Source organism: Candidatus Binataceae bacterium, assembly GCA_035294265.1.
Classification (GTDB): Bacteria; Desulfobacterota; Binatia; order Binatales; family Binataceae; genus DATGLK01.
On the sequence record DATGLK010000063.1, the window covers coordinates 57,657 to 69,457 of the forward strand.

General features: G+C 62.6%; 10 protein-coding genes and 1 tRNA gene. 7 read left to right on the forward strand and 4 right to left on the reverse strand.

The genetic code is table 11. From position 1 onward, the window contains the following. Window positions 1-151: 151 nt before the first annotated feature. The 3 genes from VKV28_10785 to VKV28_10795 all read left to right on the forward strand — a co-directional run bounded on the left by VKV28_10785 (window position 152) and on the right by VKV28_10795 (window position 3,783). The gene (locus VKV28_10785; protein ID HLH77281.1) at window positions 152-751 is read left to right on the forward strand and encodes an FkbM family methyltransferase; all 600 of its coding nucleotides are present in this window, start codon (window positions 152-154) and stop codon (window positions 749-751) included. Window positions 752-835: 84 nt separating this feature from the next. Further along, entirely contained in the window at window positions 836-2,638 is a 1,803-nt protein-coding gene (gene asnB / locus VKV28_10790) for an asparagine synthase (glutamine-hydrolyzing) (protein HLH77282.1), read from the forward strand. A gap of 83 nt (window positions 2,639-2,721) precedes the next feature. Next, window positions 2,722-3,783, forward strand: a complete 1,062-nt coding sequence (locus tag VKV28_10795; protein ID HLH77283.1) for a glycosyltransferase family 9 protein — start codon at window positions 2,722-2,724, stop codon at window positions 3,781-3,783. Between the two features lie 1,032 nt (window positions 3,784-4,815). Here the strand turns inward: VKV28_10795 and VKV28_10800 are convergent. Beyond that, window positions 4,816-4,906: transfer RNA gene (locus VKV28_10800), tRNA-Ser, on the reverse strand. 236 nt (window positions 4,907-5,142) lie between these two features. Between VKV28_10800 and VKV28_10805 the strand changes: the two genes are divergently transcribed. Continuing rightward, the gene (locus VKV28_10805; protein ID HLH77284.1) at window positions 5,143-6,399 is read left to right on the forward strand and encodes a Rieske 2Fe-2S domain-containing protein; all 1,257 of its coding nucleotides are present in this window, start codon (window positions 5,143-5,145) and stop codon (window positions 6,397-6,399) included. A gap of 111 nt (window positions 6,400-6,510) precedes the next feature. Next, window positions 6,511-7,743 (forward strand): Rieske 2Fe-2S domain-containing protein, encoded by a 1,233-nt coding sequence (locus tag VKV28_10810; GenBank protein ID HLH77285.1) that lies wholly within the window; start codon window positions 6,511-6,513, stop codon window positions 7,741-7,743. A 50-nt stretch (window positions 7,744-7,793) separates the two neighbouring features. Here the strand turns inward: VKV28_10810 and VKV28_10815 are convergent, their stop codons facing one another. Together VKV28_10815 and VKV28_10820 are read right to left on the reverse strand one after the other, a co-directional pair. Then, complete coding sequence (locus VKV28_10815; protein ID HLH77286.1) at window positions 7,794-8,504, reverse strand: c-type cytochrome; 711 nt, start codon at window positions 8,502-8,504, stop codon at window positions 7,794-7,796. A gap of 165 nt (window positions 8,505-8,669) precedes the next feature. After that, window positions 8,670-9,779: an S-(hydroxymethyl)glutathione dehydrogenase/class III alcohol dehydrogenase gene (locus tag VKV28_10820; GenBank protein HLH77287.1), complete on the reverse strand. Its 1,110-nt coding sequence runs from the start codon at window positions 9,777-9,779 to the stop codon at window positions 8,670-8,672. A 166-nt stretch (window positions 9,780-9,945) separates the two neighbouring features. On the opposite strand from VKV28_10820, the gene VKV28_10825 reads away from it, so the two are divergent. Continuing rightward, the gene (locus tag VKV28_10825) at window positions 9,946-10,893 is read left to right on the forward strand and encodes an aldo/keto reductase (protein HLH77288.1); all 948 of its coding nucleotides are present in this window, start codon (window positions 9,946-9,948) and stop codon (window positions 10,891-10,893) included. Between the two features lie 68 nt (window positions 10,894-10,961). On the opposite strand, the gene VKV28_10830 is transcribed toward VKV28_10825, so the two are convergent. Next, on the reverse strand, window positions 10,962-11,330 hold the full coding sequence (locus VKV28_10830) for a VOC family protein (GenBank protein HLH77289.1): 369 nt from the start codon (window positions 11,328-11,330) through the stop codon (window positions 10,962-10,964). A 148-nt stretch (window positions 11,331-11,478) separates the two neighbouring features. Here VKV28_10830 and VKV28_10835 point away from each other — a divergent pair. Next, window positions 11,479-11,801: MFS transporter (locus VKV28_10835; GenBank protein ID HLH77290.1), on the forward strand; the 323-nt coding region annotated here is incomplete at its 3' end.

Below are 11,801 nucleotides of genomic sequence, written 5' to 3' on the forward strand. Positions count from 1 at the left end.
CCGCGCGCTCAGCCGCTTGGTTTATCCTGCTCGCGAGGGTTTTTATACTTTCGGCTTTGCGCCCGCCTACATTCACTGCCAGAAGGAACTTGGCGTGTATCGTATCGGGCGCGCGGCGACCAGGCTTCGATACTTGCGGTAAGAGATGCCCATGCTGATGATCCTGCTGAGCTTGTTGGAGCCGGACGCAACGTTTGTTGATTGCGGCGCAAACGTCGGCGCCTGGTCCGCCAACGTCGCTAGCATGGCGCGCATCCTGCCCGGCATCAAAGTTATAGCGTTCGAGCCTCATCCCGACACCTTCGCCAGGCTAGTGAAGACCATGGCGAGCTACCCCGACGCCGAATGCCACAATTTTGCCTTGTCCGATCGGCGCCGGCAGCTTCGGTTGAGCGAGGGTGCGGGCAGCCAGACCTTTGGGGTAGCAAGAAGCCATTTTCAGATCGAACGTGAGACACGCATGGTGGAAGCACGGCCACTGGACGAATTTCTCGGCGGCCGGCAGCGCATCTTCATCACGATAGATGTCGAAGGTCACGAGTACGAGGTACTGCGTGGCGCGCGGCGCACCTTGTCCAGCGGGCGGGTGCGTGCCGTGCTGATCGACGGCTGTGATCGCGAGTATAGAGACGCAATCGTGGCTGAGATGTCCCAGCTCGGCTTCGATCTGCGCAGCCTTCACACGCTACGGCCGTTGGGCGCGGAGGATAGGATTCTCGCTCTCGGCAGTCGCGAATCGCGTGCGGAATAGAGCCGATATCCGGCGGTTGACAATTAAAGAGGATGTGGCTGTATGCCGCATTTAAATGCGGCAACTGCGCCGCTTGGTGAGCCTATGTGTGGTTTGGCTGCGGTCTTTGCCTATGGAGCGAGCGCGCCGTCCGCCAATGAGCGCGAGATCCTCAAGATTCGCGACGCCATGATCGCGCGCGGGCCGGACGGGGCCGGGGTTTGGATGTCTGAGGACCGGCGGGTCGGGCTGGCGCATCGGCGGTTGGCTTTGGTCGACCTGAGCGAGACCGGGGCGCAGCCGATGGCTAATGCCGACGGTTCGCTGGTCATCAGCTTCAATGGCGAGATCTACAATTATCGTGAATTACGCCATGAACTTGAGGGTGAGGGTTTCCGGTTTCGCTCCACCTGCGACACCGAAGTCTTGCTCCATCTGTATGCCGCCCGTGGGCTTGGTATGTTCAACCAGCTCCGCGGCATGTATGCTTTTGCGCTTTGGGACGGGGGGCGACGGCGGCTAACTCTGGCGCGCGATCCTTTCGGGATGAAGCCGCTTTACTACGCCGACGACGGCCGCACCATCCGAGTTGCCTCCCAGGTCAAGGCGCTAATCCGCGGCGGTGGTGTTGCGTCGGAGCTTGACGACGCCGCCCAGGTGGCATTTTTTCTCCTTGGTTACGTGCCCGATCCCTGGACCGTCCACAAAAAGATCAAAGCATTGCCGGCTGGCAACTACCTGACGCTCGAGCAGAGTGGCGCGCGCAAACTTGACTGCTTTTGCGACATCTCCCACCTGCTCGCTCAAGTCGGAGCGAGTAGTTACCGCTCGCCTGCCGAAGATGTCGCGGCGGTTTGCGAGCCGGCACTGGCCGAGAGCGTACGCACGCACTTGATGGCAGACGTGCCGGTGGGCGTCTTTCTTTCCGCCGGTCTCGACTCGACCACGATCGCCGCGCTCTCGGCGAGGGCGGGACTGTCGCGGGTGCACTCGATCACTCTGGGCTTCAAGGACTACGCCGGCACCCTCGCCGACGAAACTGGGCTTGCCGGCGAGGTGGCCAAGGGCTTGGGCCTCAACCATCATACGCGCTGGGTTACTCGCGCCGACTTCGAGGCGCGGGCCGAAAGCCTGCTCGCGGCGATGGATCAGCCTAGTATCGACGGGGTCAATACTTACTTCGTCAGCCTCGCGGCGCACGAGCTGGGGCTCAAGGCCGCCCTTTCGGGATTGGGCGGCGACGAACTTTTCGGCAGCTATCCCAGCTATTTGCGGACCGCCGTGCTGGCCAAGCTGGCGCGGCCCATCCCTAAGCCGCTGCGCGCTGGTTTCCGACACGTCGCCGCGCCGATCGCAGGCTTTATCTCCTCGCCCAAGTACGCCTCGCTACTGGAGTATGGCGGATCATACGGCGCGGCCTACTTCCTGGAGCGGGCCCTGTTCATGCCGTGGGAACTGAACTCGGTGCTGCCTCCCGAAGTGGTCAAGCGCGGACTGGCGGAGTTCGATCCTGTGGCTATGATGGAGCAGACCACCGCAGACATCGAGGGCGACCATCTACGGGTCGCTGCCCTGGAAATGACCTGGTACATGCGCAACCAGCTGCTGCGCGATGCCGACTGGGCGGGAATGGAGCATTCGGTGGAAATTCGGATGCCGATGGTGGACCTGCCGGTGCTCAAGGAAGTGATGCCTGCGGTAGCGGCGCGGCCGAAGATGAAGAAGGCCGACTTTCTGGCGCCGATTTTGCGTCAATACGGCTGTGAAAGGCTCCTCGCCCGGCCCAAGACCGGGTTTTCCGTGCCGGTCAGAGACTGGCTGCAGCAGGCGGGTGGCAAGGCGCCCGGTCGCGGACTGCGGGGTTGGGCCTCCATGATCGCGAAACGCTTTGGCTTCGCGTTGGTCTGAGCGCCGATCCCGACTTACCCAGCCCGGGCCGTGCCTTTATGGACCCCTCCTCCATCGCGGGCCGCTCAAGCGCGTCGAGGGTTTTGATTTACCGCCTGGGTAGCCTCGGCGATTTCGTCGTCGCGCTGCCGGTGCTGCATTTGATCGCGCGGGTCTTCCCTGACGCCGAGCGGTTGATGCTGACCAATAAGCCGGTCGTGGGAAAAGCTGCGCCCGCCCAGGCGGTGCTGCACGGTGCCGGACTGATCCATCACTACCTCAGTTACCCGGTGGGCTTGCGCGACGTGTCCGCGCTCTTGAAGCTATTCAAGGAATTGCGCGCGTGGAGTCCGCAGGTGCTCGTTTACTTGATGGAGCCACGAAAAGGCTCGGCGGTCTATCGAGACGCACTTTTCTTCGCCCTGTGCGGAATCCGCCGAATGGTCGGGGTTCCTCTCGCCTTCAGTGCCCAAAGTAACCTGCGTAAAGGCGACGGCCTCCATGAGCATGCCGCTGAGCGGCTAGCACGCCTAGTCGGCAAGCTTGGGGATGCCAGGCTTGACAGCGCAGCGAGTTGGGACCTGCACCTCACCTCGGAGGAGATGGCCGCGGCCAGATCCGCGCTCCAATTCCCCGGCGGCAGCATGTTCATCACGGCCTGTGTCGGGACGAAAAGGCCGGCGAACGATTGGGGAGCGGGGAATTGGAAGGCCGCCTTGGCACGCATCTCTATGCGCTACCCCAAACTCGGGTTAGCATTGATCGGCTCGTCGGACGAGCGGGCCCAGTCGGACGTTGCTGCGAGCGGCTGGCTAGGTCCCTCGGTCAACCTCTGCGGAAAGCTCTCACCGCGCGAGAGCGCCGCGGTTATTCGCGGGGCGATCGCGCATTTGGGGCATGATTCCGGTCCGATGCATCTGGCGGCTGCCGCCGGCGTACCGTGCGTCGCCGTGTTCAGCGCGCGCGAGCTGCCTGGCGCCTGGTTCCCCTGGGGGAAGCAGCACAAGGTCATCTACCATTCGGTGCCGTGCGCGGGGTGCGGTCTCGAGATATGCGTGGCCAACGGAAAGAAGTGCATACTGTCGATCACCCCCGATGAAGTATATCGCGCCGCCGTTGAGATTCTTGAGCCGCGTTTGCGTGGCCCCGCGCAGGCTGCAATTTAGGCACAAGGACGACCCTCACCCGGCGCGGGCGCGCCGCCTCTCCCTTCCTCTCCGGGATTCGCCTCTCGCTATGGGAGAGGCCGTGCCAGCGAATGCGGCGCGGGCAAGGGTCAGCGGAGAAGAAATTCCGCGCCCTACGCAATCCTTTTGCCATGAACGCATCGGGACCAGGCCTCCAGAGATCGTCGGACGTGGTAAGGACCCTCACCTGACGCTTCGCGTCGTCCTCTCCCATCGGGAGAGGAGGTTAATCGGAGTGCGCGGGCGAGGAGCGGGCGGTGCCGACGGATGCGGCGCGGGCCAGCGTCGGCGCGGCAAATCGCTGGACTATTAGTGAATGCCCTCTACCGTTCCGGCTTCGGCATCGTCGGCGCCGATAGGTTTGCGCCAAAAGAGCGAACTCGCGGTATCTTTCTCATCCGCCTGCGAGGGATGCGCGACCCCGGCGCGGGCCGTGGGAGCGATCGCCGACGTCGAAAGCTATGGCAGACTGCTGATGGCGCATACGGGACGCCCGCTCAAAGGTGCCCGGGTGCTGGAAGTGGGCTACAGCGCGCCGTCGCGGCGCAATCATGGGCCATTCTGCTTTCCGTCCGCTGGCGCGGCACTGCCGACATGCCCCAGCCTGTTCTCAAATCGGTTCCGACGGTCTCGGTAGCAGCTTGAAATTTTGCCCGGCTGCCCTTGGCCGTCCCTCGGTCAGCCGCCGAAGCGCGACCTCTCGACCTGGACCGTCACCGATGACTGGCCGGAGCATCTGCCCGTCACGGAGGTCGAGGTGGAGGTGTGCGAGCGATGGTTCGCTAACCTGTTCGACGACTTGGGTCGCCAGCCATCTGGAGGAACGCCTGCTCGAGCCCGAACGGTATCCGGCTCGAAGGCGGCGGCTGGCGACGCGACCATCTGCGCTCGCTCGCTTAGCGCGTCGAAGTCGCCGAAGGCGAGGTCCGCATCATGGGGTCGAAGTCCCGCCTGCTCCAGACGTTCGTGGCGAATGGTGGCGCGAACGCAGTGCCCACTTAGGAACTGAAGTGGCGGAGAGGGAGGGATTTGAACCCTCGGTGCCACAAGGGCACACGTGATTTCGAGTCACGCCGGTTAAGCCGGACTCCCGAACCTCTCCGCAAACGCCGAGGATCGAGCTTTACCCGGGCCTAGTCAAGTCCAGCCCCAAGCTGGGAGGTGCAATCCGCCGCCGGTTGTGAAAGTCAGGCCGCCGTCTCAGTTGGAAGTCCATGCCCTTAGCTGTTTTGTAGCGGCTGGCGCGCGGGCTAACACTTCGCGCTCAAAATGCGCTAGAGTGTGAGTTGAATCCCTCCCGCAACACGGTCGGATATCGCGCAGAAAGGGAGCAATTCGATGCTTAAGCCCGAAGAAAACGAACTTCTGTCGCGCGTGGGACCGGGCACGCCGATGGGCGGTTACATGCGCCAGTTCTGGACTCCTGCGGTCCGAGTCGAGCGCCTGGCGGCCGGCGGCGCGCCGGTGCGGGTGCGCCTGCTGGGCCAGGATTTTGTCGCTTTCCGCGCCAGCGACGGGCGGGTGGGCTTTTTCGACGAAGCCTGTCCCCATCGCGGGACCTCGCTGGCTTTGGCTCACAACGAGGGCGATGGCCTGCGCTGTTCCTACCACGGCCTCAAGCTGAGCCCCACCGGCAAAGTGCTGGATATGCCCTGCGAGCGGCCCGAACGGCGCGCCGAGTATGCCGCCAAGATCACAGTGGGCCATTACCCGGTGCGCGAGGCGGCCAAGGTGGTGTGGGTTTACCTCGGCGAGGGTCAGCCGCCCAAGTTCCCCGAGTACAACTTCATGAAACTGCCGGCCGATCACGTTCAGACCGCGGTTGGGCTGATCCATTCCAATTGGCTCAACGGTCTGGAAGGGCAATTGGATTCGGCTCACGTCGCGATCCTGCACCAGGATTGGATGAATGCCAACCGCGGCTCCAACCGGCGGATCGGGCGTCAGGGCGTGATCCGTTACGACACCGGGCCGCGCTTCGAGTTCGAGAACACGTTGTACGGCTATCGCGAAGCGGCGGTGCGCAAGGCTCCTAACGATCGGCGTTATGTGCGAGTCCGCGACTACGTGGTGCCCTATTATTCCTTTATTCCCATCGGCGGTTACGAAGACGATCACGACATGACGGTTTCGGTGCCGATCGACGACGAGCATTCCGCCCAGTGGGATGTGGTTTACAACCTGGTTCGCCCGCTGGATAAAGAAAACAGCGCGGCGCGCTGGTCCAATCCCGACGATATCGCGGCGGAGATCACCGCCTTCGGCTCCGACAAAAATTTCGGCCAGGACCGCACTCAGATGAAGGAGGGGCGCTGGACCGGCTTCAACAAGCTGCGCTACGAGGACTTCGCCGTGGCCATGGCCCAGGGGATTATCTGCAATCGCAGCAAAGAGTACCTGGGCATGAGCGACACCTCGATCAACCGCGCGCGCCGACTGCTGCTTGACGCAGTCAGGCGTTACGTCAAGGGCGAGCGCGCCTTCGGCACCGATGACGCTATCGACTACAGCGTGATTCGGGCGGAAGATGGAATTATCCCGGCCGACGGTGACTGGCGCCGGGTGGCGCGAGAGATGACCGTCGACAACCCCTGACCGTGCATGGCTAAAGATGGGCAAACGGCCGCACGGTCTCGGACCGGCGGCCGTTTGTTTTTGTTTTTCTTAATGGCCCGGGCGTATCCCGGGGCGCGAGGATGGGAATCAATGCTTAAGAGCGAAGAAAACGAACTGTTGTGCCGGGTTGGTCCGGGTACGCCGATGGGCGCCTACATGCGCCAATTCTGGATCCCGGCCCTGCGCTCGGCTCGTCTGACTCCAGGTGGGGCACCGGTACGAGTGCGGCTGCTAGGCGAGGATTTTGTCGCCTTTCGCGCCAGCGACGGGCGGGTGGGCTTTTTCGACGAGGCCTGTCCCCATCGCGGGACCTCGATGGCACTGGCTCGCAACGAAGGCGACGGCCTGCGCTGCTCTTACCACGGCCTCAAACTGGGGACTACGGGCGAAGTACTCGACATCCCCTGCGAGCGGCCCGAGCGGCGCGCCGAGTATGCCGCCAAGATCACAGTGGGCCATTACCCGGTGCGCGAGGCCGGGACGGTCATTTGGGTGCATATCGGACGGCCAGCGCAATTGCCGGAATTCCCCGATTTCAACTTCTTCAAGCTCCCTGACGACCATATTCAGAGCGCGGTGGGCGTGATCCACTGCAACTGGCTGCAGGGGTTGGAAGGACAGCTCGACTCGGCCCACGTCGCGATTCTGCATCGCGACTGGATCGATCCGGAAAACGCGCCGCGCGGCGCCGGCCCTCAAGCCGCGATTCGCAAGGATACCGGCCCGCGCTTCGAATTCGAGCCGCAGCCCTACGGTTACCGCGAGGCGGCGGTGCGCCAGGCGCCCGACGCGCAGCATTACGTTCGGGTACGCGATTTTGTCGTGCCGTGGTACTCATTCATCCCGATCGGAGGGCCCGAACACGACCATTGCATGACGGTCTCGGTGCCGGTTGACGACGAGCATTCGGCGCAATGGGACGTGGTCTATAACTTCGTCCGCCCGATGCGGCAGGAAAGCCTGGCGGGAGGATGGGACGACCCCAACAACATGGCGGCCGGTCTGAGTACCAAGCTCGAAGAGCGCTTTGGTCAAAACCGGGCGCGGATGAAGGAGGGGAGCTGGACGGGGGTGGCCAAACTGCGTTTCGAGGACTTCACGGTGGCGATGGGCCAGGGTCGGATCGTCAATCGTAGTCGTGAATACCTGGGCATGAGCGACACCTCGATCAATCGGGCGCGCCGCCTGCTCCTGGACGCGGTGCGCAAGTTCGAGCGCGGTGAGATGGCCTTCGGGACCGCGCGCGGCATTCGCTGGGAGCAGATCAAGGCGGAGAGCGCGATCATCCCGGCGCACGCCGATTGGCGTTCGGTGGCGCGCTAGCGCACGCCACCCATCACAGCGGCACACTGAGGGCGCCCGCGCGGGCGTCCTCAGTCCGTTGGCGGCGCACCTGGCGATACCAGCCCCAGCGCCCGCGCCTTGATGTAGTCGTAGATCTCGTTCATCTCATCCGCGGTCAACGTCCCCGCCCATTTGGGCATCCCCTTGCCCGTTCTACCTTCCATCGTAGTGGTCAGAAAATCCTTGCGGTTGACCCCTTCGCGCAGCGCTGCTTGCAGGTCGGGAGTGAAACCGGTCGGCTGCGCATCGGGCCCGTGACAGCGCGCGCAGTAGGTTCCATACTGCTCGTAGCCATGCGCCAACTCGGGCGTCACCTTGTCTTGCTTGGGCGCCACGAAAACGGGAAAGTGCACCACCACCGTCTTGCCGTCGCTGGTCTTGTAGGAATAGGTCTCGCTGCGATGCTTAAGCGGGCCGCTGACGCTCAAAATCCATTTGACCATACTTAGGGCATCGCCGGCGCTGAGGTCGGGATGAGGCGGCATCGGCGTCTGCCCCCAGTCGCCGACCGCGCCATGAATAATCTTGTCCACCAGGATGTGCTCGACTTGCGGGTTGTCGCTATAGTGCTGCGCGATCGCGCTCCAGGGTGGACCGACCATCTGACGATGGGCGGCGTGACAGGAGTAGCAGTCGTTGTCTTTGGCCAATTGCTCGCCGCCGGCGCTCTGCGCGCGCGCCGCAGCGCACAACAGCAAGATTAGTCCGAGCCCCGCCATCAGGCCGGCGCCGCTCTTCATACGCGCAGTCCGGGGGCTTGGCTTCGCGCTTCCACGCCGCATAAGCACTTCGCTTCCTTTGTCGAAATTGGGACGCTCCCCCCGCCTTTCGAGACTGGTCCGCAAGTCAGGCTTGGCACGTCACCAAATTATTGTGCGCAAAGCGCGCTGGCGAGGCAATTTGCCTCAGTAGGCGATGACCGAACGAATCGATTCGCCCGCGTGCATAAGATCGAAGGCCTGGTTGATCTGCGCAAGCGGCAGGGTGTGCGTGATCAATTCGTCGATCCGGATCTTGCCCTGCATATACCAATCGACGATTTTGGGGACGTCGCGCCGGCTGTGCCAGCCGCCGAAGGCCGTGCCCTTCCAGGTCCGTCCGGTGACCAACTGAAACGGACGGGTAGCAATCTCCTGTCCGGCTCCCGCCACCCCGATAATCACGCTGGTGCCCCAGCCGCGCCGGCAACATTCGAGCGCCTGGCGCATCAGGTTGACGTTGCCCACGCATTCAAAGGAAAAATCCGCACCCCCACCGGTCAGATCGATCAGATGCTTGACCAGATCGCCGCTGATTTCCCGAGGATTGACAAAATCGGTCATCCCAAACTCGGTGGCCAGCGCGCGCCGCGCCGGATTGATGTCCACCCCCACGATTTGTCCTGCCCCGACCATTCGCGCGCCCTGGATCACGTTGAGCCCGATCCCGCCCAGGCCGAAGACCACCACGCTGTCGCCGGCTTTGACCGCGGCGGTATTAATCACCGCTCCCAATCCCGTGCTCACCCCGCATCCAATGTAGCAAATCTTGTCAAAGGGGGCGTCGGGGCGGACCTTGGCGAGCGCGATTTCGGGCAGCACGGTGAAGTTGGCGAAGGTGGAGCAGCCCATGTAGTGATGAATCATGCGCCCGTCTAGCGAAAAGCGGCTGCTCCCATCGGGCATCACGCCGCGGCCCTGGGTGTCGCGAATCGCGGTGCAAAGGTTGGTTTTGCCCGACAGGCAGGAAGGACATTGGCGGCATTCCGGGATATAGAGCGCGATCACGTGATCGCCGGGTGCCAGCGTTGTTACGGCCGAACCGGTTTCCACTACCACGCCCGCGCCTTCATGGCCGAGAATGGCCGGGAACAGCCCCTCGGGGTCGGCGCCCGACAGCGTATAGGCGTCGGTGTGACAGACTCCGGTGGCCTTGATTTCCACCAACACTTCGTCAGCCTTGGGAGGAGCCAAGTCGACGGTTTCGATTCGCAACGGAGAACCGGGCGCCAGGGCCACGGCAGCTTGCACTTTCATGCCATCCAACTTGCCTGCGCTTGGCAAAATGTCAACCGTTCCGCTGCCTTTGGGTGCTTTATGAAAAAAAACGTAGCCGCCTTGCGGCCGCCGGCTTGGCGCTCTAGTTAAGGAAGGAGGGGTAGCCTCCACGGCGGCTGCCTAACCGGCGTAGACAGGAGAAATAATGGAATACCGTAACCTGGGAAACAGCGGCCTGAAGGTCTCGGTGGTTGGCATCGGCTGCAATAATTTTGGCGGGCGGGCGGATTTTGCGCAGACCCGGGCCGTCGTTGAGCAAGCTTTAACAGAGGGAATCACGCTGTTCGATACCGCCGACGTATATGGCAATCAAAAATCCGAAGAGCTGCTGGGGCAGGCCTTGGGCAACCGCCGCCACGAGGTGATCATCGCGACCAAGTTTGGCTCGCCCACCGGCGCCGGCCCCTATCAGCGCGGCGCCTCGCGCCGGTATATTTTCCGCGCAGTGGAAGCCAGCCTGCGCCGGCTGGGCACCGATTACATCGATTTGTACCAAATCCATCAGCCCGATCCCGACACCCCCGAGCAGGAGACTTTGGAAGCACTGACCGACCTGGTCCGCGCTGGCAAGGTTCGCTACGTGGGATGCAGCAATTACGCGGGCTGGCGGCTGGCAGAATCGGTCCATTTGGCACGTGAGAGGGGACTCAGCAGCTACATCGCGGCGCAAAACGAATATAGTCTTTTGAAACGGGACATCGAAACTGAGCTGATTCCAGCCTGCCGTCATTACAACGTCGGCATCCTGCCCTACTTTCCGCTCGCCAGCGGTGTCCTGACGGGCAAATATCGACGCGGCGCCGAGCCACCAGCCGATACGCGGATGAGCAAGGCGCCAGCGCTGCGGCAACGGATGATGAACGACACCAACCTGGCGATAGTAGACAAGCTGGCGCAGTTTACGCGCCGCTGCGGCCATTCGATGGTGGAGCTGGCGATGAGCTGGCTGGCCTGTCAGCCGCAGGTCAGTAGCGTAATCGCCGGCGCGATGAATGCCGAGCAGGTCAGGCAGAACGCCAATAGCGCGGGATGGCGGCTGAGCGCCGAGGAATTGGCCGAGATTGATCGGATTACCCGCACACCCCCGGGGTGAGAATCTCCGACGAACCGCATCAATGGCGCGGGCTGCCCGGACCCGTGCCATTGCTGCTTAGCGGATGCCTACTGTAGTTTTTTCGCGCTCAGCCCTTTGACCGAAATATCGAAGCGATTACCGTCGGTGTCGCGCGCGGCCTCTTCAACGTAGGGCCGATTGGGGCCTGGGTTAAAGGTTTTGATCCCCAGCCTGTCGAGCACCTTATAAAGGTGGTCACGCTCGTCCTCGTTTTCCAAGGTAAAGCCGAAATGGTTGAGGCCGGCGGGAACATTTTCGCGATGAGGAATTAGGGCAACGTCGATATGGCCGTCGCTCAGCCAGACATCGCCATAATACCCGGTTCCCGTCACCTTGAGGCCAAAGGCCTCGGTATAGAACTCGGCCAGCTTCTTGGGATCGTCGGTGACAATCGCCAAGTGACGAATTTGTGCCATCTGAGTCTCCGGACCGCGCTCACGTCAGACTTTCTTTTTCCTAATCCCGGCGCGCGGCAATTGTCAATTGTCGCCGCGCCTTTGCGGTCGGGCCACGGTCGGATACAGTGCTTCGCGCCGTCGCGCTTGTCGCCGGTGACAGGTTCACATGACAAACATTGACGAACGCTGGCGCGGCCCCGCCATTATTACCACTTTCTTCGCCTCCCTGATGCTGGTCTCGGGGCCAGTCAATGTCGCCCTGGGAGTGCTGTTCACACCGTGGCTGCGCGAATTTCATTGGAGCCACGCTCAGGTGGCGCAGATTGCGGCAGCGATGGCATTGACGACCGGTTTGTGCTCACCGCTAGTGGGCTGGCTTACTGATCGAGTGGGCGCACAATGGGTGGTCAGCGCGGGGTTTGCGACCATCGGAATCAGCCTGCTAACCGCCAGCACGCTACGGATCCATCCAGCAATGATCGGGGTCTT